We start from the raw sequence: 26228 nt of genomic DNA on the forward strand, positions 1-26228 counted from the left end.
ACCCCGCGCCGATCCGCCGTACGGTGCGGTGAGCCTCAGGCGAACCGCGCCGTCGCCATGCAGGACTCGCGCCAGTGATGCGGTTCGCCGCGCTCACCGCATCCTAAAACGCCGCCGGGCGGTCATCTGGTCGCCGCGCTTTAAGCGCGACGTCTCAGTCGTCGCTGCGCGGTTTGCGCTTGCGATGCTCGTCCAGCGATACGACCTGGCCGCGTTCGCCCGGCGCGCGCGGCTTCGGCTTGACCGGCTTGGCCTGCGCGCGCATGCGCCAACGCTGCCGCAACCAGGGCAGTACGCGCCAGGCGCGAGCGCCGTCCAACGGCGGCACCGGCAGCAGGTTGAGCACCAGGATCATCAGGTTGACCGGCCCCCAGGCGATCACCACCGCGGTCTGCAGCGGGGCGAGCATCCCGGGCGTGGAGGGCAGCGCGCCGATCAGCATCGCCAACCCGAACAGCAGGGCCTGCGCGCCGACGCCGCCCCAGGCGATCGCGATGTCCTGCGCGGGCGTACGCGCCGATTCGTGCACGCAGCAGCCATGCATCGGATAGATCCGCAGGCTCTCCACGTAGAGACCATGGCGGCGCGCGACCCAGGCGTGGCCGGCTTCATGAGCGACGATCAACAGCAGATACGCGAGCACGCCCACGGCAGCGGTGAGCGGATTGCTTCTGAACGACAAGCTGAGGAGCAGCGCCACGACCACCAGCACGCTCCAGTGGAACACCACCGGCGCGCCGAGCAGGCGGAACGGGACGAATTCGCGCGGCGAAGGGCGCATGCGTTGAGGTTTCACTCGCGCGCCCGCATCGCGGCGACCACGTCGCCGATGGAGTCCGCGCCCGGCGCGTAGCGTGTTCCGGCATAGCCGAGCACGGCCAGGGTCAGGGTGACGCCCAGCACCGGCCAGATCGTGCGTCGCAGCGCGGTGCGCAGCCAGTGCTGGGTCTGGATACGGCGCAGTCTCCGGTACAGGCTACCGGCCAGGGCGACGTCCAGGATCAGCTCGGCCATCAGGGTGGGCGCGATCCAGACCACCCAGCCGACGGTCAACAGCAGGGCGCCCAGCGCCACCGTCGCCACCAGCAGCAGGAGCGCCAGCGCGCAGCCGCCTTCCTCGACGCCGCCCAATGCGTCGGGCAGTTCCAGCTCAGGCAGGCTCATGTCGATGTCGGGCGCCGCGATCGAGGGCATGGGCACGTTGCCGTCGACCTCGAACGACGCCGAAGCGCCCCCGCCGCCGCTGTGCCCGCCGCCGCCGGGAGATCCGCTGCCGCCGCCACCGCCGCTGTGGCCGCCGCCATCGGGCACCAGGTCGAGCCAGTCGTAGGCCTTGCGCTCGAAGAACCGCGCCCACAGCCACAACAACAACAGAAATACGGCGTAGGCGATGGCGACCGCGAGCGGGTAACGCTGCCACATCGCGTCCATGCCGCCGCGCAGCAGAACGTAAGAGGCCACGAAGCCGACGCCGCCGGTAATGGCGACCACCGTCGCCATCTGCAGGCGCGGCCAATGCGCGCGCTCCAGACGGGCGCGCATGCGGGCGATATGGACCAGGCGGCTCATGCGGCGAGTCTAGCAGCGGCCCTGGCGGCCGCCGCCGTCGCCCGATCCGGGCGCGCCGCCTAGGCGCTTACTTGCCGGTCCAGCCGTCGAGCAGGTCGGCCAGCTCGTCGGCGTGTTCCTCTTCCTGGGCGAGGATGGCTTCCAGCATGCGCTTGGTGGTGGTGTCGCGGTCGCCGAGGTAGTCGATGATCGCGCGATAGCTGTCGATGGCGATGCGTTCGGCGACCAGATCCTCCTTGACCATGTCGCGCAGATCGCTGCCTTCCACGTACTCGGCATGCGAACGCTTGGACAAGACATCGGGGTTCAGGTCGGGCTCGCCGCCGAGCTGGACGATGCGTTCGGCGATGCGGTCGGCGTGCGCCTGCTCCTCGTTGGCATGCTCGAGGAACTCGGCCTTGACCGCGTCGGCCATCAGACCGCTGGCCATGAAGTAGTGGCGCTTGTAGCGCAATACGCAGACGATTTCGGTCGCCAGCGCTTCGTTGAGCAGCTTGATCACGGTGCCGCGGTCGGCGTTGTAGCTGCTGGTGATCGCGCCGTCCTGAATATGCTGACGGGCGCGGGCGCGGATCGCCTTGACGTCGGTGATCATCGCCGCTTCGGGCTTGCGGCTGGCCGTGGCGGCGACCGCGTGCGCTGACTTGCGTGTGGGTTTGGCACTCATATCGACCTCCTGGCGGGTCGCTGGGGGCGAGGTGCCCCCAACGATGCCCGGCGGCCGGTGACGGCGATGTAGGCGCCGCCTCCCGCGTTCAGTTCGCTGCGGTCAGACCAGCGACAGCATGTGCTCGGCCGAGGACACGCGGTACTCGCCCGGGGCTTCGACTTCCAACTGGGTGACCACGCCGTTCTCGGCGTACAGCGCGAAACGCTTGGCGCGCGTGCCCATGCCGTAGGCGCTGGCGTCCAGCTCCAGGCCGAGCGCGCGGGTGAAGTCGCCGTTGCCGTCGGCCAGCATCATCAGGCCGTCGGGCACGTGCTGGCTCTGGCCCCAGGCCTGCATCACGAAGGGGTCGTTGACCGCCATGCAGGCGACTTCGATGCCCTTGGCGCGGAAATCGTGGAAGTGCGAGACGAAGCCGGGCAGGTGCTTTTCCGAGCAGGTCGGGGTGAAGGCGCCGGGCACGGCGAACAGCACGATCTTGCGGCCGTCGAACAGGGCGTTGGTGTCGACGGTCTCGACGCCTTCGCGGATGCGTTGCAGATTGACTTCGGGCAGGCGGTCGCCGACCTGGATGCTCATGGGGATATTCTCCGGTGGGGATGGCAGTCTGGTCGGCGCGCGCGTAACGGCGCGTCAAGACCCGGGTACAGCGCGCATTGTGCGCGCAAGCATTGAAAAACGCAGGCGCAGCGGCCATTTCGACCCGGTCTTCCCGTGCGATCGCGCGCCGCCTACTCTGTGGGGCGGTGTCGGCCGCTCACCAGCGAGCTTGAGGGAGCCGCGATGCAGTTCAAGGATTACTACGAAACCCTGGGTGTGGAGCCCAGCGCCGGCGAGGCCGAGATCAAGACCGCGTACCGGCGGCTGGCGCGCAAGTACCATCCGGACGTCAGCAAGGAGGCCGGCGCCGAGGACAAGTTCAAGGCCGTCAACGAGGCTTACGAAGCGCTGCGCGATCCGCAGAAGCGCGGCGCCTACGACCAACTGCGCGCGCGCGGCTACCGGCCCGGCGACGAGGTCCAGCCGCCGCCGGGCGGCTTCGGCGGCGGTTACGGCGGCGCCGATTTCGACGAGATCTTCGCCGGCGGCGGCGCGGGCGGCGGTTTCAGCGACTTCTTCGAGAGCCTGTTCGGACGCGGTCGCGGCCCGGCCGGCTTCGGCGGTCAGGCCGGGCGTCCGCCGCCGCGCGGCGATAGCCGCGCCAAGTTGGCGGTGGCGCTGGAGACGATCTACGAAGGCGGCATGGTGCGCATCTCGGTCAACGGGCGCACCTTGGAAGTGCGCATTCCCAAGGGCATCCAGCCGGGGCAGTTGATACGCCTGGGCGGGCAGGGGACGCACGGCGATCTGCTGCTGGAGATCGAATACGCCGCGCATCCGCATTTCGAGGTCGACGGCCGCAACGTGATCCACGTGCTGCCGCTGGCGCCCTGGGAAGCGGCGCTGGGCGCGACCATCAGCGTGCCCACCCTGGGCGGCGCAGTCGAGCTGAAGATTCCGCCGAACTCGGAAGCCGGGCGCAAGCTGCGCCTGCGCGGCCGCGGCCTGCCGGGCACGCCGCCGGGCGACCAGATCGTCGAACTGGAGGTGCTGGCGCCGCGCGCCCACACCGAGGAACAGCACGAGGCCTACGCGCGCATGCGCGACGCCTTCGGCGACGATTGGCGGCGCGGCTGAGCGGATGCCTTAGGCTGCGGTGAGCGCAGCGAACCGCACCGGCGCGATATCCCACTGGCGACGGGCGATGCGGTTCGCCTGCGGCTCACCACATCCTACGCATCAGGTCTACGCGAGGCCGAACTGCGCCGACGCCGACGCTCCACGATCGCGACTCGCGTCGCTCCCACGGAAAGCGGTAGGGCTTTACGGTAAAGCGGCGGGCCTGCCACGGCCCGCTGGCGTCGATCAGCCCGGCAACAGCTGGGCGATGATCTCGGACAGGTCGCTTTCGCTGAAGGGCTTGGTGATGTAGGCCTTGGCGCCCTGGCGCATGCCCCAGACCCGGTCGGTGTCCAGGTCCTTGGTGGTCACCAGCACGATCGGGATGTGCTTGGTGGTGGCCTCGCGGCAGATCGAGCGCGTGGCCTGGAAGCCGTTGAGGTTCGGCATCACCACGTCCATCAGGATCAGGTCGGGGATTTCGCGCTTGGCGGCTTCCACGCCCGCCGCGCCGTCTTCGGCGGTCAAGGCCTCATGCCCCAGCTTCTCGACGATGCGGCGGATGCCCATCAGCTGAGACGGTGAGTCGTCGACGATCAGAATACGCGCCATGTGTTTCCCCCGGAATTGTCTCGATTGTAGCGATGCGCGCTGACGCCGCAATGCCAACTAGATCACGACCAGCGTCCGGCCCAGGGAACCCCCGGCCAGCATGCCCGGGAACACCTGGGGCAGTTCGGCCAGCCCCACTTCACGGGTGCATATGCGGTCCAGGTGCGCGGGTTTCCAGTCGCTGCCCAGGTGGCGCCAGACTTCGTCGCGGATCTGGCGCGCGGTGCCGGCCGAGGCCACCCCCAGCAGGGACACGCCGCGGATGATGAACGGCATCACCGTGGCGTCCAGCGCAGGGCTGGCGGCCAGGCCTGCGCTGGCGACGTTGCCGTAGGGCGCGGTCTGGGCCAGCAGGCTGGTCAGCATCGGCCCGCCGACGTTGTCCAGGCCGCCGCCGAAGCGCGCCGATTCCATCGGCCGGGCGGTGGCCAGAGCGTCGCGCCCCAGCACCTGGCTGGCGCCGATGGACTTCAGATAGTCGGCCTGCTCGGCCTTGCCGCTGATCGCGTGCACTTCGTAGCCGGCGCGGCTGAAGATGTCGATCGCCAGCGAGCCCACGCCGCCGCTGGCGCCGGTCACCGCCAGCGGGCCCAGTTCGGGCGTCTGGCGGTTGTCCTGCATGCGGTGCAGGGCGAGCGCGGCGGTGAAGCCGGCGGTGCCCAGGATCATGCTCTCGCGCAGGCTGAGGCCGCCGGGCAGGGGAATCGCCCATTGCGCTTCCAGGCGCGCGTACTCGGCGTAGCCGCCGTCGCGGGTTTCGCTGAGGCCGCAGCCGGTCACCAGCACCGCGTCGCCCTCGCGGAACTTGTCGTCGCTGGAGGCGACCACATGGCCGGCCACGTCGATGCCGCCCACCAGCGGGAATCGGCGCAGGATCTTGCCTTCGCCGGTGCCGGCCAGCGCATCCTTGAAGTTGATCGAGGAATAGGCGGTCTTGATCACGATCTCGCCCGGCGAGAGCGCGTCGATGGACACGCGTTCGATGCCGCTGCGGTAGCCGGCGTCGTCGCTGTGGATGCGGAAGGCGTTGAAGTCGCTGGGCACGGTCATGGCGCGGTCTCTGCGGACAGAACGCGATGATAACCGAGCGCGATTGCGCGCCCCGTCATGGCGCGGCCAGGCGCGGACGCGTCGCGCTTAGCCGATCGGGCTCGAAGTCGGCGCGGCCTCGTGCTTGCGTTCGATGCCGTCGCTCCACTGCTTGAGCTTGCGGTAGTCGGGCTCGTCCGGGCCCAACAGCCGGATACGGCCCTGTTCGACCTTCCACAACTGCTCGTTCTGGGTGGTGAACACCACGATCGGCGTGCGGTACTGCAGGCTCATGAACACATGGAACATGGTCGGCGCGGCCGAGGTCAGATGCGAGACGAACAGCGCATCGGGCTTGCGCGCCTGATCCAGGGTCGTGCTCACGCAGCCGCGGGTCTGTTCGTAGCGGTCGATCAGGCGTTCGCCCTGGGCGTCGATGCGGTACATCGCGTAACCGCCCAGCGGCGCGGACTCGTCCAGCCATGGGGTCATCACGAACACCAGGATCTGGTCCTGGCCGTCCTCTTCGTACTCGAAGGCGACCGTATTGGGCGGACGTTGGCTGCAATAGACCTGGTCCTGCTGGCGGGCCAGATGCAGCGCCGCCATCAGCCGTTGTTCGCGCGGCTGCGCGGGCTGCCGCGGTTGCAGGCGGGTGGCGTCGCGCACACCGAGCGGCGCCAAGCCCAGGGTCGCCGATGCGAACGCGACCAACTGGCCGTCGACCTTGCTGAAGTAGCGCACGTCGATGTCGTCGTCGCGCTCGAGGGTGAGCCAACCCGAGGGCTGGCCGGGCGCGTCCGGCAGGGCCTTGATCTTGACCAACTGGTCGGTGGTCAGCCACGCCGCCAGGTCGTGGCGGCGGATCGCGTTGCCGATGTACTCGGCGATGGCGACGTCGCGGCGGTATTTGTCGGGGATGGTGCAGGTCAGGCGGCGGTCGGTGTCGCTGGCATCGGCGGGCAGCTCGGCGACCTCGGCGCAGTCGTAGGCCGATTTGGCCGCTTTGTCTTTGGCGCCGGCGGCGAGTGGCCAGACCAGCAAGGCCGCGAGCGCGGCGGTCGCGAACGGAGTGCGCATCGGATGTTCCGGATTCTGTATTCCCCGACGCGATCCTAACGCAGCCCGGGGCGGATCCGGGCCGGGGTCGCGCGCGTTGTCGTCAGTGGGGATGATCCGCCGGGCGGCACTGCCACGGCGGCGACAGGCGCGGATCGGCCGGGTCGTCGGGCGCTTCGAGTTCGGCGCTCCAATAGGTGGCGCAGCTGGCGCTGTCGATCAGCTCTACGGTTTCGCAGAACACGTCCGGCACCCAGCGCGCCGGCTTGCCGGCCGCCGCGATCGCCTTAAGCGCGCCCGGCTGCTTGCTGTCGCGCAGGCAGGCGGCGCCGTTGCGCGAGACCGAGCGGGTGCCTTGGCGATCGGTGATGGTGATCGTCGTGGTCTGGCCGTCGCCGGCGCCGGCGCTGTAGACCGGTTCGAGTTCGGCGTAGCGTGGGGAGAAGATCAGATCGAACATCGCGCGGCGATGCGGGTAGGCCAGCGCATAAGCCCTGACCAGATCGCCGTCCTGATTGCGCTCGGGGTGCTTGCCGTTTCGATCGCGTCCGACGAACACGGCATTGCCGCCGGGGCCGATATGCACCTCGTAGGGCGTGCACGCACTGGGGCAGCCGCTGCGCTTGAGCACGACATGGGTGTCGTCGCGGAACTCGGGCTCGACCGATTCGGCGGGCTGGCAAGCGCATAAGCCGAGCAGCAAGGGCACCGCGATCGCGCGCATCGTCCGATCTCCTTCTGGATCGATGCAGCTTAGCGCAGCGCGTTGCGGCGCTTCTCGTCCATCCACTTGCTGGCTTCGGCCGGGCGGTAGGCCCGCATCCAGGTCAACATCGCGTCCAGATCGTCGCCGTGCCACAGGTCGCGGCGCTGGTCGGCATGCAGGAAGCGTTCGGCGACCATGCGGTCCAGCATCGCCATCAGCGGCGAGTAGAAGCCTTCGACGTCGAGGAAGGCGCAGGGCTTGTCGCCGATGCCGAGCTGGCGCCAGGTCAGCATCTCGAACATTTCGTCGAGAGTGCCGAAGCCGCCGGGCAGGGCGACGAAGGCGTCGGCGAGATCGAACATGCGCGCCTTGCGCTCGTGCATGGAGCCGACCACTTCGAGTTTGCTCAGCCCGCGATGCGCGACTTCCCAGTTGACCAGTTGCTCGGGGATCACGCCGATGGCCTCGCCGCCGGCTTCCAGCACCGCGTCGGCGACCACGCCCATCAGGCCGACGTTGCCGCCGCCGTAGACCAGGGCGATGCCGTCGCGGGCCATGCGCTGGCCCAGCGCCATCGCGCGTTCGGTGTAGATCGGTTGCGAGCCGGAATTGGAGCCGCAGTAGACGCAGAGCGATTTCATAGCACGGGATTCGTGATTGGGGATTCGGGATTGGTAAAAGCAAAACGCCAGGCGTGGCCTGGCGTCTGCATGGGATCCGGATAGGGGACGGGCCGCTGTTGCGAATCCCGAATCCCCAATCCCGAATCCCGGCTTCAATTGGCCTTATGGATCGCGCGCTTGTCCACCGCCATCGCCGCGTCGTGGATCGCTTCCGACAGGGTCGGGTGGGCGTGGCAGATGCGGGCGAGGTCGTCGGCGGAGCCGTTGAACTCCATGGTCAGCACGCCCTCGTGCACGAGTTCCGACACGCCAACGCCGACCAGGTGCAGGCCGAGCACGCGATCGGTCTCGGCGTGCGCGATGACCTTGACGAAGCCGGCCGGCTCGCCCATGGCCACGGCGCGGCCGATCGCCGCGAACGGGAAGCTGCCGGTCTTGTAGGGGATGTTCTCGGCCTTGAGCTGCTGCTCGGTCTTGCCGACCCAGGCGATTTCCGGCTCGGTGTAGATGACCCACGGCACGGTGTCGAGATTGACGTGGCCCGGCAGGCCGGCGATCAGCTCGGCGACCGCGATGCCTTCCTCGAAGCCCTTGTGCGCCAGCATCGGGCCGCGCACGCAGTCGCCGACCGCCCACACGCCGTCGACGCCGGTGTGGCAGTGCTCGTCGACTTCGATCTGGCCGCGCTCGTTGAGCTTGACGCCGGTGCCTTCGGCCAGCAGGCCCTTGGACGCGGCGCGACGGCCGACGGCCACCAGCAGCTTGTCGACGACCAGTTCCTGATCGGCCTTGCCGTCGTTGTAGGTCAGGTGCACGCCGTCCTTCTTGATCTCGGCCTTGCTGACCTTGGCGCCCAGCTTGATGTCCAGGCCCTGCTTCTTGAATTCCTTGGCCGCGGTCTTGGCGACCTCGGCATCGGCGGCGGCGAGGAAGTCGGGCAGCGCTTCGAGGATGGTGACCTCGGCGCCCAGACGCTTCCACACGCTGCCCAGCTCCAGGCCGATCACGCCGGCGCCGATCACGCCCAGGCGCTTGGGCACTTCGGTGAAGTCCAGCGCGCCGACGTTGTCGACGATCTTGTCGCCGTCGAACTTGGCGAACGGCAGCTCGATCGAATCCGAACCGGCGGCGATGATGACGTTGGTGCCCTTGAGCTCGACTTCCGAACCGTCGTGCTGCTTGACCTTGACCACGTTGCCCGGATGCAGGGTGCCGAAGCCGTAGTACGGGGCGATCTTGTTGGCCTTGAACAGCATCGCGATGCCGCCGGTGAACTGCTTCACGATCTTGTCCTTGCGGCCGATCATGGTGGCGACGTCGATCTTGGCGTTGTCGGTGGTGATGCCGTGTTCGCCGAACAGGTGCTGCAGGTTCCAGAACTGGCGCGAGCTGTCGAGCAGGGCCTTGGACGGGATGCAGCCCACGCGCAGGCAGGTGCCGCCGAGCGCGGGCTTGCCGTCCTTGCCCAGCGCGGCGTCGATGCAGGCGGTCTTGAGACCGAGTTGGGCGGCGCGGATGGCGGCGTGGTAGCCGGCCGGGCCGGCGCCGATGACGACTACGTCGAATTGTTCGCTCATTATCATTCGCTCACGGGATTCGGGATTGGGGATTCGGGATTCGTTCAAAGCGCGTCAGCGCTGCGAATTCCGAAGCCCGCGAAAAATGCTTGCGTAAGGCCAAGGTTCCGGGGGAGGGGAGGAACCCGCATCGGCCTTTTGCCTTTGCGAATCCCGAATCCCCAATCCCGAATCCCGGCTGGGCATTACATGCCCAGCAGCATGCGATGCGGGTTCTCGAGCTGGTTCTTGATGTCGACCAGGAACAGCACCGCGTCCTTGCCGTCGATGATGCGGTGATCGTAGGACAGCGCGATGTACATCATCGGCGCGGCGATCACGGCGCCGTTCTCGACGATCGCGCGCTCCTTGATGGCGTGCATGCCCAGGATCGCCGACTGCGGCGGGTTCACGATCGGGGTCGACATCAGCGAGCCGAAGGTGCCGCCGTTGGTGATGGTGAAGGTGCCGCCCTGCAGGTCTTCCAGCGCCAGCTTGCCGTCGCGGGCCTTCTTGGCGTAATCGCCGATGGCCTTTTCGACGTCGGCGAAGCCCATGCGCTCGACATTGCGCAGCACCGGCGTGACCAGGCCCTTGTCGGTGGACACGGCGATCGAGATGTCGGCGTAGCCGTGATAGACGATGTCGTTGCCGTCGACCGAGGCGTTGACCACCGGGTGGCGCTGCAGCGCGTTGGCGGCGGCCTTGGCGAAGAAGCTCATGAAGCCCAGCTTGACGCCGTTGGCCTTCTCGAAGGACTCGCCCAGCTCCTTGCGCATGGCCATGACCTTGCCGAGGTTGACTTCGTTGAACGAGGTCAGCATCGCGATCGAGTTCTTCGACTGCATCAGGCGCTCGGCGATGCGCGCGCGGATGCGGGTCATCGGCACGCGCTCTTCGGCGCGTGCGCCCGAGGCGTTGCCGACGCCGCCGGACTTGGCGTAGTTGAGGATGTCTTCCTTGGTCACGGCGCCCTTGCGGCCGGTGCCTTCGACCTGGGAGGCGTCGATGCCCTCCTTGTTCGCGGTGAAGCGCGCGCCCGGGGGCAGCTGGTCGTTACCGGCCGGCGCCTTGGCGGCCTCAGGCTTCGGGGTGATCGGCTGAGCGCCGGCGGCCGGCAGTTCGGCGGCCTTGGCGGCGGCCGGAGCGGCTTCCGCGGCCGGCTTGGCCTCGGCGGCGGCGCCGGCTTCCACGATCGCGATCAGCTGCGAGCTGGTCACGGTGGCGCCTTCCTCGAACTTGATTTCCTTGAGCACGCCGTCGACCGGCGAGGGGACTTCGAGCACGACCTTGTCGGTTTCGAGGTCGACCAGGTTCTCGTCGCGCTTGACCGCGTCGCCCGGCTTCTTGTGCCACGTGGCGATGGTGGCGTCGGAGACGGACTCGGGCAGGACGGGGACTTTGATCTCGGTGCTCATGGGGTGGGCATCCTGGCTTGCTTGATTGATATGGGGCGTAGGTAGGGGGTATGCGCGGGACGGCGCCGATTACTCGGCGCTGTCCTCGCCATGCAGCGAATTGACCAGGGCGTCGGCGACCAGCTTGGTCTGCTCGGCGACGTGGTCGGCCAGATGGCCCGCCGCCGGCGAAGGCGAACGCGCGCGGCCGGCGTAATGCAGGGCCTGCTTCGGCGCCAGGCAGGCGGCGAGGTGATGGCGGATCTGGTACCACGCGCCCTGGTTCTGCGGCTCTTCCTGGCACCACACCACGTCCTTGGCCGCGGCGTAGCGCTTGAGCTGTTCGCTCAGGGCCTGGCGCGGGAACGGGTAGAGCTGCTCGACGCGCAGCAGGGCGACGTCTTCCAGGCCCTGCTTCTGCGACTCTTCCAGCAGGTCGTAGTAGACCTTGCCCGAGCACAGCACGACCCGCTTGACCTTCTTCGGATTGGCGGCGGCGTCCGGAATCAGGTGCTGGAACTCGCCCTGAGCCAGTTCGTCCAGGCTCGACACCGCCAGCTTGTGGCGCAGCAGCGACTTGGGCGTCATCACCACCAGCGGCTTGCGCGTGCTCATGCGCATCTGGCGGCGGATCATGTGGTAGGCCTGGGCCGGGGTGGTCGGCGCGCACACCAGCATATTCTCCAGCGCGCACAGCTGCAGGAAACGCTCCAGACGCGCGGAGCTGTGCTCCGGACCCTGGCCTTCGTAGCCGTGCGGCAGGAACAGCGCCAGACCGCACAGACGGCCCCACTTGGCTTCGCCCGAGGACAGGAACTGGTCGATCACGACCTGGGCGCCGTTGGCGAAGTCGCCGAACTGGGCTTCCCAGATGTCCAGGGTCATGGGATCGGCGGTCGAGTAGCCGTACTCGAACGCCATCACCGCTTCCTCGCTAAGCAGCGAGTCGATGATGGTCACGTCCGACGGCGTCTTGACCAACTCGCGCAGCGGCAGCACGTAATCGTCGCTGGTCTGCTCGTGCAGGATCGCGTGGCGGTGGAAGAAGGTGCCGCGGCCGCAGTCCTGGCCGACCAGGCGCAGCTTGTAGCCCTCGGTCAGCAGGGTGGCGTAGGCCAGGTTCTCGGCGAAGCCCCAGTCGCCGGCGAGTTCGCCGGCGGCCATCTTGCGGCGGTCCTCGTAGATCTTGGCCACGCGCGGGTGCAGCTTGACGCTGTCGGCGACGGTGTTGATCTGCACCGCCAGGCCGTCGAGCTTGGCGCGGTCGAAGGTGGTGTCGACCGGGTCGGTGACCTTGCCCGACAGGTACTTGGACCAGTCGATGGTGAACTCGTCCGGCTTGACCTCGACCAGTTCGGTGGTGACCGCGCCGGCGTCGAGCTTGTCGCGGTAACCGTCGACCAGGGCCTGCGCGTCGGCGGCTTGCAGCGTGCCCTCGGCGACCAGGCGCTCGGCGTACAGCTCGCGCGGGGTTTTGTGCTTGCGGATCACCTGGTACATCAGCGGCTGGGTCGCCGCCGGCTCGTCGGCCTCGTTATGGCCGTGGCGGCGGTAGCAGACCAGGTCGATGACCACGTCGCGGCCGAAGCGGTTGCGGAAGTCCAGCGCCAGTTCGGCGCAGAACACCACCGCTTCCGGATCGTCGCCGTTCACGTGCAGGATCGGCGCGCCGACCATCTTGGCCACGTCGGTGCAGTACAGGGTCGAGCGCGCGTCTTCGCGGGCGCTGGTGGTGAAACCGACCTGGTTGTTGATCACGATATGGAGCGTGCCGCCGACCGCGAAACCGCGCGCCTGCGACATCTGGAACAGTTCCATGCCCACGCCCTGGCCGGCGAACGCGGCGTCGCCGTGCAGCAGGATCGGCAGCACCTGGGCGCGGCCCTGGTCGCCGCGGCGGGTCTGGCGCGAACGCACGCTGCCGGCCACCACCGGGTTGACGATTTCCAGGTGCGAGGGATTGAACGCCAGCGCCAGGTGGACCGGGCCGCCCGGGGTGGCGACGTCGGCGCTGAAGCCCATGTGGTACTTGACGTCGCCGGTGTGGGCGAGATCGCCTTCGATGTGCTCGAACTTGCCTTCGAACTCGTCGAACAGCTTGCGCGGCGGCTTGCCGAGCGTGTTGACCAGCACGTTGAGGCGGCCGCGGTGGGCCATGCCGATCACCACGTCCTGGGCGCCGTGCTCGCCGGCGCGGCGGATGGTGGTGTCCATCAGCGGGATCAGGGCGTCGCCGCCTTCCAGCGAGAAGCGCTTCTGGCCGACGTACTTGGTGCCCAGGTAGCGTTCCAGGCCATCGGCCGCGGTCAGGCGCTCGAGGATGCGCTTCTTGTCTTCGGCGCTGCGACCGTACTTGCCGGCCGCGGTTTCCAGACGCTCGTACATCCAGCGGCGCTGTTCGGCGTCGGCGATGTGCATGAACTCGGCGCCGATCGGGCCGGTGTAGGTGGCCTTGAGCAGGGCGACCAGGTCGCCCAGCTTCATGCGTTCCTTGCCGCCCACGCCGCCGGTGCTGAACTCGCCGGACAGGTCGCTTTCGGACAGGCGGTGGAAGCCCAGCGCCAGGTCCGGCGCTTCCGGCTTCTCGAGCAGGCCCAGCGGGTCGATGTTGGCTGCCAGGTGGCCGCGCGAACGGTAGGCGGTGATCAGTTTGCCGACCCCACGCTCGCGTTCGTCGCTGGGGCCGGTGCCCGGCGCGGCGCCGTTGAGCGCGCCGCGGGCGGCGGCCCGGCTGGCCTGGGCGATGGCGTCGATGGCGGCCGAATGCGGCACGTCGCCGGCTTCGCGGCCCTTGAAACCGTCGAAGTAGGCCTTCCATTTGGCCCCGACGCTGTCGGGATCGACCAGGTACTGCTCGTACAGGTCTTCGATGAAGGCGGCGTTGGCGCCGAGTTGCGAGGACTGGGAGAACTGCTTCAGGAGGCTGTCCACGATGATTATCGGGAAACTCTAGGGGGCGGATGTGGAGTCGCGCGCGCGCCGACGGCGCTGTGCGCGGACATAGGATCGGAATTATAGCGGTAGTGTTAAGCCCAGCGGCATAACTACTTAGGTCTAAGCGACAGATTTTCTTCGATTTCCGGCAGCCGACCGGGCGGGACCGTCGAAGCGGCCGTTGCGGCAAGCCCGGAAAATCTTGGGCTGGCGCGCGCGCTTTCAAGCCGCGCCGGAAGGCGGCCACGGCGGGGCGGAGGTTTAACCGGCACTCAGGCCCCGGCGTCGAAGCCGGGCCGGGCCCGGCTCAGATCCCGAGCGCGCGGTACTCGCTGCAAGGGCGGGCGCGCTCCCAGACCGGATCGAAATGCGCGCGCAGCTGGCGCGCGCGGGCGCCGTCGTCGATGCGGGTCTCGCCGTCGAAACGGTGCCCGAGGGTGCGGAAGTACCAGCCGTCGCGGTCGTTGACGACGTAGGCGGAAGGGTAGTTCTGATCGACCGGTTCCTCGATCGCGCGGAACTCGAACGCGGTCGGCAGGCGTTGGGCCAGGCCGATCAGCGGCGCCAGCGCGCGTTGCGGCGCGGCCGGGTCCTGCAGCAGCACGCGCACGCCGCCGCCGGCGGTGGCGTGGCGGCGCAGCGCGGCGATCGCGTCGGCGCGGTCGAGCAGGCCGGGGTCGAGTTCGCGGCTGTAGATCGACAGGCCGCGCCGCGCGCCCGCGATCACGCCCAGCAAGGCCGCCAGGGCGGCCTCGCGGCTCTCGACCGGGTTGGCCGCGCCGAGCAGGCGGCGCATGCCCAGGTGCTCGATCCCGGCTTCCAGGAAGCGCTCGCCCAGCGGCAGAAAGCCGTGGCGGGCGTAGAAACCGACCGCCGCGGCCTGGCTGTGCAGCGACACCTCGCGCCAGCCCAGCTCGGCGGCGCGCTGCAGCAGCGCGGCGAGCAGGGCGTCGCCGACGCCGCGGCCGCGCCAGGGCGCGAGCACGGCCATGCGGCCGATGCGCCGGTCCGGGGTGAGCCGGCCGGTGCCGATCGGGGCGCCGGACGCGTCCAGGGCCAGCACGTGTTCGCACAACGGGTCGCGTTCGGCGTCCAGTTCCAGCGCCTCGGGCACCTGCTGTTCGCGCACGAACACCGCCTCGCGTACCGCCCGCAGCGCCGGCTTCGCGGCCGCGTAGTCGGCCACGGCGACCACGCTGAAGCCGTGGCCGGCCGCGCTCACGCGTCTTCTCCTTCGTCCTCGCCTTCGTCGTCGTCCAGGCCCAGGCGGTAGTGGCCGCCGGCGATCAGCTCGTGCACGCAGGCGCGGCCGGCTTCGGACAGCGCGGCGTACACGGCCTGGTCGATCTCGACCGCATTGGCCAGGGCCTGCGCGTCCTTGGCCGCCAGGGCGTACTCCTGGCCGCTCACGTACAGGCGCGCGGCTTGGCCCTTGGCGTGGGCGCGGCGCCAGGCTAGGCGCGACCAGGGGTGGCGCCACAGGCTCGCGCCCTGTTCGAGGTCCCATTCGATCTCGATGCGCGAGCGCGCCGGTTCGGCGCCCGCCGAGACCACGCCGGCGGCGCGGTAGACGGTGATGAAGCGGCCGAACCAGTCGCCCAGGCGGTCGGGGTCGTTCATGCGCAGGGTGTTCAGGGCCTCGACCACGCGCGTCATCGCGGCGGCGTCGATCTCGGCCGGGTCGGTCGGCGGGCTCAGGTCGGGGTCGCGGTAGCGCAGCGACTCGTCGGCCTCGGCGGCCAGGGTGTCGATGTAGTCGCCCATCAGCTCGGCCGAGGAGGGCGCGCGCATGCCCACCGAGAAGGTCAGGCAGGCGTCCTCGGCGACGCCGTGATGGGGCACGCCGGGCGGCAGATAGAGCATGTCGCCGGGGCCCAGCACCCACTCGTGGCTGGGCGCGAACTCGCGCAGCAGCTTGAGCTCGGCGTCGGCGCGGAATTCCTGTGGCGGGTTGGGGCCGGCATCGATCTGCCAGCGCCGATGGCCCTGGGCCTGGAGCAGGAACACGTCGTACTGGTCGACATGCGCGCCGACCGAGCCGCCGGGCGCGGCGAAGGACACCATGATGTCGTCGACGCGCCAGCGCGGCAGGAAGTCGAATGCGGGCAGCAGCGCGGCCACGTCGGCGTCCCATTTGTCCACGTCCTGCACCAGCAGGGTCCAGTCCTGATGCGGCAGCGCCGGGAACTCGGCCTCCTCGAAGGGGCCGTGGCGCAGCGAATAGCGGTCGCTGGCGCGGTCGTGCTGGATCAGCCGCGACAGCGCGGCCTCTTCGCAAGCCAGGCCGGCCAGATCCTCGGGCTGGATCGGCGAGACCAGGCCGGGAAAGGCGTTGCGGATCAGCAGCGGGCGCTTTTGCCAGTAATCGCGCAGGAATTGCGCGGCGGGCATGCCCAGCGGCGGCGCGCGGCTGGCGTCGATCGCGATGGGCGCGGCGGCGGTCTTGGACTGGCCGGTGGACGCGGCGGGGGATTTCTTGGCCATGGGGCGGGCTGGCTCGATGCGGTGGCGCGGCGATCCGCGCGGATCGCCTCATTGTCGCTCATGCGGCGATGAAGAGAGGGGGAGAGTCCCCCCTTTGAAAAAGGGGGGCTAGGGGGGATTTGCTTTTGGCTCTGCGCGAGCAACAGCAAATCCCCCGGCGCCGCGAGTAGAGCATCGACATCGATTCACATCGGGCGCACGCCCCCTTTTGCAAAGGGGGCGATGGTTGGCGTTCCCCCTTTGAAAAAGGGGGGCTAGGGGGGATTTGCTTTTGGCTCTGCGCGAGCAACAGCAAATCCCCCGGCGCCGCGAATAAAGAATCGACATCGATTCACGCGAGGCGCCCGCCCCCTTTTGCAAAGGGGGCGACGGTTGACGTTCCCCCCTTTGAAAAAGGGGGGCTAGGGGGGATTTGCTTTTGGCTCTGCGCGAGCAACAGCAAATCCCCCGGCGCCGCGAGTAAAGAATCGACATCGATTCACATCGGGCGCCCGCCCCCTTTTGCAAAGGGGGCGATGGTTGGCGTTCCCCCCTTTGAAAAAGGGGGGGTAGGGGGATTTGCTTTTGGCTCTGCGCGAGCAACAGCAAATCCCCCGGCGCCGCGAGTAAAGAATCGACATCGATTCACATTGGGCGCCCGCCCCTTTTGCAAAGGGAGCGATGGTTGGCGTCCCCCCGTTGCAAAGGAGGCGATGGAGAGGGCGCGATGGAGAACCCGCCGACGAGGCGTCAGCTTGCGATCTCGTCGTAACCGCGGCCGAGGAATTGCAACAGGCACCAACCATGCCCGAACGGGTCGGCCAGTTGCACGATGCGGCCCCAGTCGGCTTCGCGCACCGCGCCTTCCTGAATCGCGCCGGCGGCGAGCGCGCGCGTCAACGCCGTGTCCAGGTCGTCGACCACCACGTCCACGTGCGCCGGCATCCAATGGCGCGCGTAATCGCGCACCGAGCCGCTGGCGCCGACGCTGCCGGCTGGCTTACGCAGCAGGTAGACCGGCACCTGCGCGCCGTCGAGTTCGAGCACGCTATCGCCGAGCCGGCGCGCCGGACGCAGGCCGAAGGCGGCGACGTAGAAGGCTTCGGCCGTGGCCAGGTCGGGGACGTCGAGATTGAGCAGCAGGCGCATCGTCGTCGTCATGGCTCGGTCTCGGCGCGGGCCTGCTTCAACGCAGGCCGATGGCTTCGGCGAAGGAGCGGTAGAACTCGCCGCCCGGATCGCTCTCGCGATCGATCTCGATCGGGTAGGGCGTGGCTTCCTGCGGCATCGCGTTGAGCACGCCGATGAAAGCCTCGACGTTGCGGCTGTAAAACACGTACTCGCGATGGTCCGGTTCGGTGAACACGATCGCCAGCAGGCTGTGACCGGCGGCTTCGATGCGTTCGCAGACGCGGTCCTCGAAGCGCTGCATGGCCTCCAGTTCCTCCGGCGAGGCGGTGTCGACGCTGCGGTCGTCCTGGTAGGCCCAGATCAGGTTCAGGCGTTCGGGGTAGGCGCGGAAATCGAAACCGCGCTCGAAGCGCTTGAGCCGCATCAGCGACAGGCCGTCGTCGGCGCGGTGTTCGGCCAGGGTCCAGCCGCGGGTGTCTTCCATGGCGCGTGCGCTCCTGGCGGCCTTAGATCTCGCGCGCCAGGCGTTCGGCCAGGCCGCTGTAGCTGCCCGGCGTCATCGCCAGCAGGCGCTGTTTGTCTTCCGCCGGCAGCTCCAGGCCGGCGATGAACTCGCGCATCGAGGCTTCGTTGATGCCGTGGCCGCGGGTCAGCGCCTTGAGCTGCTCGTAGGGGTTGGGCAGGCCGTGGCGGCGCATCACCGTCTGCACGGCTTCGGCCAGCACTTCCCAGGCCGCGTCCAGATCGGCGGCCAGACGCTCGGGATTCACGCTGAGCTTGCCCAGGCCGCGCAGCAGCGCGTCGTAGCCGATCAGGGCGTGGCCGAAGGCGGTGCCCAACGCGCGCAGCACGGTCGAGTCGGTGAGGTCGCGCTGCCAGCGGCTGATCGGCAGCTTGGCGGCGAAATGCTCGAACAGCGCGTTGGCGATGCCGAAGTTGCCCTCGGCGTTCTCGAAGTCGATCGGGTTGACCTTGTGCGGCATGGTCGAGCTGCCGACTTCGCCGGCCTTGACCGCCTGCTTGAAGTAGCCCAGCGAGATGTAGCCCCAGATGTCGCGGCACAGGTCCACGCAGATGGTGTCGATGCGGCGCTGGGCGTCGCAGATCTCGGCGATGCCGTCGTGCGGTTCGATCTGGGTGGTGTAGGGCTGCCAGTCCAGGCCCAGCGAGCTCACGAAGCGCTGCGAGAACGCCGGCCAGTCGATGTCCGGGTAGGCGGCGACGTGGGCGTTGTAATTGCCGACCGCGCCGTTGATCTTGCCCGGCATCGGCGCCGCGGCCAGGGTCTCGCCTTGGCGCAGCAGGCGCGCGACCACGTTGGCGATTTCCTTGCCGACGGTGGTCGGCGAGGCGGTCTGGCCGTGGGTGCGCGACAGCATCGGCAGGGCGGCGTGCTCGTGCGCCATCGCGCGCAGGACCTGGATCAGCTGGTCCAGGCGCGGCAGCAGCACGTGCTGGCGCGCTTGGTTGAGCATCAGGGCGTAGCTGAGGTTGTTGATGTCCTCGCTGGTGCAGGCGAAGTGCACGAACTCCAGCGCGGGGCCCAGCTCGGCGTCGTCCTTCAGGCGCTCCTTGATCAGGTACTCGACCGCCTTGACGTCGTGGTTGGTGGTGCGCTCGATTTCCTTGACCCGGGCCGCATCGGCCACCGAAAGATCGTCGGCAAGCGCGCGCAGGCGCGCGGCGGCGGCGGCCGAGAACGGCGCCAGTTCGGCGATCCCCGGTTCCTCGGCCAGCGCCAGCAGCCATTCCACCTCGACCTTGACCCGGGCCTTGATCAGGCCGAATTCGGAGAAGATCGGGCGCAGTGCGTCGACCTTGGCGGCGTAGCGGCCGTCGAGCGGGGAAAGGGCGAGCAGCTGGGCGTTGGGGTCGGCGGACATGGGCAGAGGCGGCGGGAAACAGTCGAACATTCTAACAGCCCGCCGGTTTTCTCCGTTCGGACCACGCCATATGGCGCCTGCCACGGCCGCCCGCACTCGACGCCCCGGGCCGCGGCGGCCATCATGACGGCCGCCAGCGCTGTCCGATGCCAGCCGGCCGCGCCGCTCTTGCAAGCGAGCACGGCGCACCCGATCTGATCGACGTGGCCGCCCGCGCGCCCGCCAGGCCCGCGCGCCGCCACGCTCCCGAATCCCACGACGCAATGGAGTTGGCAATGGCGACCCGACGCAAGACCCCGGCCCAGGCCGCGAACAGCAAGCCTGCGAAATACGTGCCCGGCCAGGGCCGGACCCCGGCCGCGGCGTTCCGCCTCGAACACGACAGCATGGGCGAGCTGCGGGTGCCCACGGCCGCGCTGTGGGGCGCGCAGACCCAACGCGCGGTGCAGAACTTCCCGATTTCCGGCCAGCCCATGCCGCGCGAGTTCATCCGCGCCCTGGCCTACGTCAAGGCCGCCGCGGCCGAGGTCAACGGCGATCTCGAACTGCTGGACGAGGGCCACTGGCTGGCGATCCGCGACGCCGCCCTGGAAGTGGCCGACGGCCGCCACGACGCCCAGTTCCCGATCGACGTGTTCCAGACCGGTTCGGGCACCTCCAGCAACATGAACGCCAACGAGGTCATTGCGACCCTGGCCACGCGCGCCAGCAAGCTCGCCATCCATCCCAACGACCACGTCAATCTGGGCCAGAGCTCCAACGACGTGATCCCGACCGCGATCCGGGTCTCGGCCAAGCTGGCCGCCACCGAATCGCTGCTGCCCGCGCTCAAGCACCTGCGCAAGACCATCGAACGCCGCGCCAAGTCCCTGTCCAAGGTCACCAAGACCGGCCGCACCCATCTGATGGACGCGATGCCGCTGACCTTCGGCCAGGAGTTCGGGGCCTGGGCCTCGCAGCTGGGCTCGGCGCAGGCGCGCATCGAGGACAGCCTCAAGCGCGTGCGCCGTTTGCCGATCGGCGGCACCGCGATCGGCACCGGCATCAACGCCGATCCGCGTTTCGGCAAGGCCATGGCGCGCGCGCTGTCGGCGCTGGGCGGCAGCAAGTTCGAGTCGGCCACCGACAAGTTCGAAGGCCTGGCCGCGCAGGACGACGCGGTCGAGCTGTCCGGCCAGCTGCTGACCCTGGCGGTGGCGCTAAGCAAGATCGCCAACGACCTGCGCTGGATGAATTCCGGCCCGCTCGCCGGCCTGGGCGAAATCGAGCTGCCGGCGCTGCAGCCGGGCAGCTCGATCATGCCGGGCAAGGTCAATCCGGTGATCCCGGAAGCCGTGGCCATGGTTTGCGCCCAGGTCATCGGCCACCACGGCGCGATCACCGTGGCCGGCCAGAGCGGCAACTTCCAGCTCAACGTGATGCTGCCGCTGATCGCCTACGACCTGCTGGATTCGATCCGCTTGCTCGCCAATGTCATGCGTGTGCTTGCCGACAGCGCGATCGCGGGGCTCAAGGTGCGCGAGGACCGCGTGCGCGAGGCGCTGGATCGCAACCCGATCCTGGTCACCGCGCTCAATCCCATCATCGGTTACGAAAAGGCGGCTGCGATCGCCAAGCGCGCCTACAAGGAAGGCCGGCCGGTGCTGGAGGTCGCGATCGCCGAGACCGGCCTGTCCGAAAAGGAACTGCGCCGGCTGCTGGACCCGACCGCGCTGACCCGCGGCGGCATCCATGCCGGCGCTGGTGGCGGCGGCTGAGTCCGGGCGCGATTACGGCCGCGGCAACGGCGCGCAGGCCGGATGCGGCTGCGCACGCGCGGCCGGTTCGCGCCACTCCGGGTGGTCGTAGGGGATGTAGCCGTTCCAGAACCAGGGCAGGCAGGTCGGCCCCAGGGTGGCGTCGGCGAGGTACTTGAACAGGCCTTCGCCGTTGGAGCTGTTGCTGAGGATCACCATGCAGCGGCGGCCGTCGGCCACGCACAGGGCGAGGTTGTTGGTGCCGTCGTCGTGGCCGCCCTTGGCCCAGGCCTGGCCTTGCGGCTCGCGATAGGTCAGCCAGCCCAGGGCATAGGACAGCGCGATGCCGCGGTTGTCCTGAGTCGTGTCCGTCAACAGGGTGGGGAACTGCTGTACCGAATCGATCGCGATCTGCGGACGTAGCAGTTCGGCCTTGCCGGCCGCGCTCAGCCCCTCGCCACGGGCCAGCCCGGCCAGGAAGGCGGCCTGGTCGGCGATGCTGGTGTCCATCGATCCGGCTGCGCGCACCGCGCCGCGTTTCTTATGGCCCAGCGGTTTGTTCTGCGGGTCGTAGCCGATCGCCAGGTTGTCGGCGAAATCCTCGCGCCACACCAGGCTGGTGCGCGTCATGCCGAAGCGATCGTAGACCTGGCGCTGCATCAGGTCGGCGACGTCGATGCCCAGACCGACCTCGATCACGAACTGCATCAGGTTGATGCCTTCGCCGGAGTAGGCGTAGCGCGCGCCCGGTTCGAAATAGAACTTGAGCTTGCCGTTCTGGTCGAAGGTCCCGTCCGGCAGGAAGAAGCGGAAGTTCGGGAAGCCCGAGGTGTGCGACAGCAGCATGCGCGGGGTCAGCTTGCGCCAACGCTCGTCGCCGGCCAGGTCGGCGTACTTCTCGTACGCGGGCAGCGGCTTGGGCAGGTACTGCGCGATCGAGCGGTCCAGATCCAATTGCCCGGACTCGACCAGCGACATCGCCGCATAGGAGAACTCGCCCTTGGTGATCGAAGCGCCGTACATGATGGTGTCGGTGGTCAGCGGCAACCGCTGTTCGAGATCGCGCGAACCGTAAGCCTTCAGGTGCACGACGCGGCCGTCGTCGATGACCGCCAGCGCCAGGCCGGGCACGCGCGCGGCCTGCATCAGGCGTTCGACTTCGCGGTCCAGCGCCGGGCCGCGCAGGGGCGCGGGCTCGCGTACGGCCTGGCCGGCGCAGCCGGCCAGCAGCAGGATCGCGAAACAGGCGGGCAGAAACCGGGTGAACGAGCGACGAGCGGGCATGACGAGACCTCCGATGGCGTTCGGACGGCGACCCGCGTGGCGGGCGTAGGGAGATGCGTTACAGGTCGAGCGGGTGCCCGTCGCAGCACCGGAGAAGCGACGGGCACCGCACTCGGTTAAGCGTTGCAGTCGGTCACGCTGCCCCGGTCCAGGGTGGCGAAGGGCTTGAACGCGGGCAGGGTTTCGACCAGCGCGTCCTGGGCTGCGCGCATTTCGACCACGCGCTTGCACAGGCGCTGGGCCTGCTGGGCGATGTTGTTGGCTTCGGCGTCCATCTTGTCGCCGACGGCGCCGGGGTCGCCCTTGACCATGCCCTCGATGGTTTCGCTGACGGCCTTGCCGGCGATCGCGGCCCCGGCCTTGCCGATCGCGATGCCGTCGTCGCGCACGCCCACCGCGTTGGCGTACAGGCGCTGGGCCTGGCTGCGCTGGGCCGGATTCAAGGCCACCGCTTTGCCGCCGATGCTCAGATCGCCTTGCTTGGTGATGACCGCGACGTCGCGCCCGCCGTGCAGGCTGATGCGGTCGTCGCCGAGTTCGATGCCCTTGAGGACGCTGTTGCCGATCGTTGCTCGGTCTTGGCTGCCGCAGCCGACCAGGGCGAGGGCGAGCAGGGTGCAGGCGAAAGCGGCGGTGGCGAGTTTCATGGCGAAGTCCCGAGGACGTAAGTGGGTGGGGAACGCGATCATTCGTTGTCGCGCGGCACGGCGACCGTGCCGGCGACGTCGCGGTGGTCGACCGAGCCGCTGCCGACCGCGTGCACGCGCAGGTTGCCGCGCACGCCGACGACATCGATGTCGCCCGAGCCGATCTCGTCGACGTCGACGTTGCCGCCGACCTCGCGCAGCTCGACGTCGCCCGAACCGATATCGCCGACCTTGACGTTCTGGGCGATGCGTCGCGCCTTGAGGTCGCCGGAACCGACCGAGACCACGTGCAGCGAACCGATGTTGTCCAGCTCGATGTCGCCGGAGCCGACATCGGCGGTGACCTGACCGCGCACGTTCTCGGCGCGCACGTCGCCGGAACCGACATCGGCGCTGAGCGCGGCCACGCCGTTGGCGCGCGCGTCGCCGGAGCCGACGTTGAGCTGGACCATCAGATCGGCCGGTACCGTCGCTTCCAGGCGCAGGTAGGCGTAGTGGTCGCCGAGGTTGAACCAATTGCGTTCGCTGCGCCGGGCCACCACCACCAGCTTGTCGCCGACGCGGTGCTGGGTGAGGGTGAGCTCGGGCAGGTACTTGGCGTCGGAGGCGCAGGCGCGGCCGTGGACGGCGTATTCGCTGCCGGTCACCACGTTCAGATCGTGCTGGCCGATATCGAAGACCACCGCCTTGGCGCCGGCCAGGTCCAGCTTCAGATCGCGGGCCTGGGAATGCTGGCAGTTGCGGTCCTGCGCCATGGCTGCCAGCGGCAGCAGGGCTAGGACGGCGAGCATGGACTTGCGCATCACGTACTCCTGTCGGGTCTGACCCGCCGCAGCGGCGGGCGTCGCGTACTCGGATGCAGCGGGAGCGATCAAGGTTGCAATCGGGTGGTGCCGAGGTGTCGCTTGGGAGCGTGCGCCGGGCGGTGCCGCTGTGCGGTCCGCCCGGCGCCGCGGGGTCAACCCTCGTCGCGCCAGCGGCGCAGACGGACCGAGGCGAAGATCATCGCCGCACCGGCCACCGCACCGCCCCACATATGCGGACTCAGCAGGGTCGAGTACATGGTGCGGATACCGACCAGGTGGCTGACCGAGTCCGGCCCTTCGATGTTGTTGAGGACGGAAGCGGGGATGGCGCTCATCCAGGTGCCGGGGATCGCGCTCGTCAGGGAGCGGGAACTCACGTGCTGCAGGATCCACATGAAGGAGTCCGCATCGACCACGCCCATCAAGGTGATCCAGCCCAGCAGCAGGGTGGCCACGACCGGGATCAGGATGGCCCACAGGAAGGGCAGGCTACGGGCCCAGGCGGAGCAGAACATCAGCCAGCCGATGGTCGGCAGGGCCCACAGCGCGTAGATCGGGATCGCGGCGATCAGCGTGGCGGCCACCGACAGCGGATTGCCCGGTCCCCACAGCAGATCGATCGGATTGGCGCCGTGCAGCATGACGAATCCGCTCATGATCAGGAGATAACCGAACATGGTCGCGATAGCCGCCGCCGTGGCCAGTGCCGGGGCGACCAGGGCCGCGCTCACCAGCTTGGACAGTACGGTTTGACCGTCCGATACCGGTAGCGACTTCCAGAACAGCACGCTGCGGTCCTTGCGCTCGTCGTAGAGGCTGCCGAGGCAATAGAAGAACACCACGAAAGCCAGCACGATGAAGGGCCACAGCGAGGCGCCGTACAGCGACAGATCGATCGCCGGGCCGATGTGGCGCAGGTCCTCCGGATCCATCTTGCTGATCAGGGCATTCAGATCCAGGCCGTTGACGGCGAAACGCCCGCCGTTCATTTCGATGTTCTGGTCCTGGATCTTGGGCAGCGCGACCGCCTCGAAGAACACGATCACCAGCACCAGCAGGAACAGGGAGATCGCGCCGGCGATCAACGGCGCCTTGAGGAAGCCGCCGCGGTTCTCCCAGAACTCGCGCCGCAGCAACAGCCGGAAGGTGTGGGTGGGATGGACCGCGGCTACGGCGCGCGGGGCCGGACGGTCGGCGTTGATATCGAGCGCGTTCATGCGTAGGTCCCCTTCATGGTGGCGACGAACAGATCGGCCAGGCCCGGCGTGCGGGTTTCGCCGAGCTCCGCCAGGCGTTCGTGCGGCGCGCCGTCGAACAGCATCACGGTCTTGCCGAACGGCAGTGCGCGTTCGTCCAGCGGCTTCAGGCTGCGCGCCTGTTCGAGCTTGTCGGCGTTGACCAGCACTTCGACGAAACGCTCGCCTAGCACTTCCATATCGCTGTTGAGCACGACCTTGCCGTCGCGGATGAACATCACGTCGGTGAGGATGTGTTCGATCTCCTCGACCTGGTGGGTGGTGACGATGATGGTCTTGTCCTCGTCGAAGTAATCCTCCAGCAGGCGCTGGTAGAACTGCTTGCGGTAAAGGATGTCCAGACCCAGGGTGGGCTCGTCCAGCACCAGCAGGCGGGCGTCGATCGCCATCACCAGGGCCAGATGCAGCTGCACGATCATGCCCTTGGACAGTTCGCGCACGCGCAGCTCGGGCTTGAGCTGGGTGCCGGCGAGGAAGCGTTCGCACTTGGCGCGGTCGAAGCGCGGGTGCACGCCGGCGACGAACTCGATCGCCTCCTTGACCCGGATCCAGCGCGGCAGCACCGCCACGTCGGCGATGAAGCACACGTCGCGCATCAGTTCGTCGCGCTGGGTGCGCGGGTCGCGGCCCAGCACCTTGAGGTCGCCCTCGAACGGGATCAGGCCGAGGATGGCCTTGAGCGCGGTGGTCTTGCCGGCGCCGTTGGGGCCGATCAGGCCGACGATGCGTCCGGCCGGAATTTCGAACGCGGTGTTGTCCAGCGCGAGCTTGTTCTTATAGGCCTTGCGCAAACCGCGCGCGCTGACGACATTGGCGGAGCTGGCGAGGGAGTCGGCGTTCATTGCGCACCTGCCTTGTTGCCCGCCGTCAGCAGCTCTTCCGTGCTCAGGCCCAACCGCAGGATGCGCTCCAGCACCAACGGCCATTCCTCGCGCAGGAACCGCTCGCGCTCGTTCAGCAGCAGTTTCTTGGCAGCCTCTTCGGTGACGTACATGCCCAGTCCTCGGCGTTTTTCGACTAGTGCCTCGTCCGCCAGCTCTTGGTAGGCGCGCGAGACGGTGATGGGGTTGAGCTGGTACTCGGCCGCCACCTGCCGCACGGAGGGCAGGGCGTCGCCGGGCTTGAGCACGCCGTCGAGCATCATGGCGACGACGCGTTCCTTCAGCTGGCGATAGATGGGAGCGCCGTCGCTCCATTGGATAGCGGTCATG

At 68.6% G+C, this 26228-nt stretch carries 25 protein-coding genes; 2 read left to right on the forward strand and 23 right to left on the reverse strand.

From position 1 onward, the window contains the following. Positions 1-154 precede the first annotated feature (154 nt). From ASD69_RS04590 to ASD69_RS04605, 4 genes are all read right to left on the reverse strand, one after another. On the reverse strand, positions 155-781 hold the full coding sequence (locus ASD69_RS04590) for a M50 family metallopeptidase (RefSeq protein ID WP_056174462.1): 627 nt from the start codon (positions 779-781) through the stop codon (positions 155-157). Positions 782-792: 11 nt separating this feature from the next. Beyond that, the gene (locus tag ASD69_RS04595; protein WP_200943938.1) at positions 793-1569 is read right to left on the reverse strand and encodes a hypothetical protein; all 777 of its coding nucleotides are present in this window, start codon (positions 1567-1569) and stop codon (positions 793-795) included. A gap of 67 nt (positions 1570-1636) precedes the next feature. Beyond that, on the reverse strand, positions 1637-2164 hold the full coding sequence (locus tag ASD69_RS04600; RefSeq protein WP_056176571.1) for a DUF892 family protein: 528 nt from the start codon (positions 2162-2164) through the stop codon (positions 1637-1639). Between the two features lie 174 nt (positions 2165-2338). Continuing rightward, positions 2339-2815: a peroxiredoxin gene (locus ASD69_RS04605; protein WP_056174466.1), complete on the reverse strand. Its 477-nt coding sequence runs from the start codon at positions 2813-2815 to the stop codon at positions 2339-2341. Between the two features lie 204 nt (positions 2816-3019). Here ASD69_RS04605 and ASD69_RS04610 point away from each other — a divergent pair, with 204 nt between their 5' ends. Beyond that, a complete protein-coding gene (locus ASD69_RS04610; protein WP_056174468.1) occupies positions 3020-3913 on the forward strand; it encodes a DnaJ C-terminal domain-containing protein in 894 nt (297 codons plus the stop codon). Between the two features lie 228 nt (positions 3914-4141). Here the strand turns inward: ASD69_RS04610 and pilH are convergent, their stop codons facing one another. The 13 genes from pilH to purB all read right to left on the reverse strand — a co-directional run bounded on the left by pilH (position 4142) and on the right by purB (position 19288). Then, positions 4142-4507 carry a twitching motility response regulator PilH gene (gene pilH, locus ASD69_RS04615; RefSeq protein WP_056174471.1) on the reverse strand — a complete coding sequence of 122 codons (366 nt, stop codon included), beginning with the start codon at positions 4505-4507 and terminating at the stop codon, positions 4142-4144. Positions 4508-4564: 57 nt separating this feature from the next. After that, positions 4565-5557 (reverse strand): YhdH/YhfP family quinone oxidoreductase, encoded by a 993-nt coding sequence (locus ASD69_RS04620; protein WP_056174474.1) that lies wholly within the window; start codon positions 5555-5557, stop codon positions 4565-4567. An 87-nt stretch (positions 5558-5644) separates the two neighbouring features. After that, positions 5645-6616: a hypothetical protein gene (locus ASD69_RS04625; RefSeq protein ID WP_056174476.1), complete on the reverse strand. Its 972-nt coding sequence runs from the start codon at positions 6614-6616 to the stop codon at positions 5645-5647. A gap of 82 nt (positions 6617-6698) precedes the next feature. Then, positions 6699-7319 (reverse strand): hypothetical protein, encoded by a 621-nt coding sequence (locus ASD69_RS04630; RefSeq protein WP_056174479.1) that lies wholly within the window; start codon positions 7317-7319, stop codon positions 6699-6701. Positions 7320-7348: 29 nt separating this feature from the next. After that, positions 7349-7942 carry a TIGR00730 family Rossman fold protein gene (locus ASD69_RS04635; RefSeq protein ID WP_056174481.1) on the reverse strand — a complete coding sequence of 198 codons (594 nt, stop codon included), beginning with the start codon at positions 7940-7942 and terminating at the stop codon, positions 7349-7351. A gap of 134 nt (positions 7943-8076) precedes the next feature. Continuing rightward, positions 8077-9501, reverse strand: a complete 1425-nt coding sequence (gene lpdA / locus ASD69_RS04640) for a dihydrolipoyl dehydrogenase (protein WP_056174483.1) — start codon at positions 9499-9501, stop codon at positions 8077-8079. Between the two features lie 185 nt (positions 9502-9686). Beyond that, positions 9687-10898 (reverse strand): dihydrolipoyllysine-residue succinyltransferase, encoded by a 1212-nt coding sequence (gene sucB / locus ASD69_RS04645; RefSeq protein ID WP_056174484.1) that lies wholly within the window; start codon positions 10896-10898, stop codon positions 9687-9689. Between the two features lie 69 nt (positions 10899-10967). Continuing rightward, entirely contained in the window at positions 10968-13808 is a 2841-nt protein-coding gene (locus ASD69_RS04650; protein WP_056174487.1) for a 2-oxoglutarate dehydrogenase E1 component, read from the reverse strand. Positions 13809-14118: 310 nt separating this feature from the next. Beyond that, the gene (locus ASD69_RS04655; RefSeq protein WP_235567140.1) at positions 14119-15033 is read right to left on the reverse strand and encodes a GNAT family N-acetyltransferase; all 915 of its coding nucleotides are present in this window, start codon (positions 15031-15033) and stop codon (positions 14119-14121) included. Then, a complete protein-coding gene (locus tag ASD69_RS04660) occupies positions 15030-16202 on the reverse strand; it encodes a cupin domain-containing protein (protein WP_162250612.1) in 1173 nt (390 codons plus the stop codon). The genes ASD69_RS04655 and ASD69_RS04660 overlap by 4 nt, the downstream gene beginning before the upstream one ends. A gap of 822 nt (positions 16203-17024) precedes the next feature. After that, a complete protein-coding gene (locus ASD69_RS04665) occupies positions 17025-17435 on the reverse strand; it encodes a VOC family protein (RefSeq protein WP_235567141.1) in 411 nt (136 codons plus the stop codon). A gap of 25 nt (positions 17436-17460) precedes the next feature. Further along, complete coding sequence (locus tag ASD69_RS04670) at positions 17461-17889, reverse strand: DUF695 domain-containing protein (RefSeq protein ID WP_056174494.1); 429 nt, start codon at positions 17887-17889, stop codon at positions 17461-17463. A gap of 22 nt (positions 17890-17911) precedes the next feature. Continuing rightward, the gene (gene purB / locus ASD69_RS04675) at positions 17912-19288 is read right to left on the reverse strand and encodes an adenylosuccinate lyase (protein WP_056174496.1); all 1377 of its coding nucleotides are present in this window, start codon (positions 19286-19288) and stop codon (positions 17912-17914) included. 275 nt (positions 19289-19563) lie between these two features. On the opposite strand from purB, the gene ASD69_RS04680 reads away from it, so the two are divergent. Continuing rightward, positions 19564-21045: a class II fumarate hydratase gene (locus ASD69_RS04680; protein ID WP_082576266.1), complete on the forward strand. Its 1482-nt coding sequence runs from the start codon at positions 19564-19566 to the stop codon at positions 21043-21045. A 12-nt stretch (positions 21046-21057) separates the two neighbouring features. Here the strand turns inward: ASD69_RS04680 and ASD69_RS22190 are convergent, their stop codons facing one another. The 6 genes from ASD69_RS22190 to ASD69_RS04710 all read right to left on the reverse strand — a co-directional run bounded on the left by ASD69_RS22190 (position 21058) and on the right by ASD69_RS04710 (position 26227). Further along, complete coding sequence (locus ASD69_RS22190) at positions 21058-22308, reverse strand: serine hydrolase domain-containing protein (protein WP_082576267.1); 1251 nt, start codon at positions 22306-22308, stop codon at positions 21058-21060. A gap of 116 nt (positions 22309-22424) precedes the next feature. Next, positions 22425-22955, reverse strand: a complete 531-nt coding sequence (locus ASD69_RS22195; protein ID WP_056174498.1) for a hypothetical protein — start codon at positions 22953-22955, stop codon at positions 22425-22427. Between the two features lie 38 nt (positions 22956-22993). After that, positions 22994-23758: a DUF2807 domain-containing protein gene (locus tag ASD69_RS04695; protein ID WP_056174500.1), complete on the reverse strand. Its 765-nt coding sequence runs from the start codon at positions 23756-23758 to the stop codon at positions 22994-22996. A 155-nt stretch (positions 23759-23913) separates the two neighbouring features. Next, positions 23914-24978, reverse strand: a complete 1065-nt coding sequence (locus ASD69_RS04700) for a hypothetical protein (protein ID WP_056174502.1) — start codon at positions 24976-24978, stop codon at positions 23914-23916. Further along, positions 24975-25859, reverse strand: a complete 885-nt coding sequence (locus tag ASD69_RS04705) for an ABC transporter ATP-binding protein (RefSeq protein ID WP_056174504.1) — start codon at positions 25857-25859, stop codon at positions 24975-24977. The genes ASD69_RS04700 and ASD69_RS04705 overlap by 4 nt, the downstream gene beginning before the upstream one ends. Beyond that, positions 25856-26227: a GntR family transcriptional regulator gene (locus ASD69_RS04710; protein WP_056174506.1), complete on the reverse strand. Its 372-nt coding sequence runs from the start codon at positions 26225-26227 to the stop codon at positions 25856-25858. Before ASD69_RS04710 ends, ASD69_RS04705 begins: the two co-directional genes overlap by 4 nt. Position 26228 lies beyond the last annotated feature (1 nt).

Source organism: Lysobacter sp. Root604, from assembly GCF_001427505.1.
Classification (GTDB): Bacteria; Pseudomonadota; Gammaproteobacteria; order Xanthomonadales; family Xanthomonadaceae; genus Lysobacter.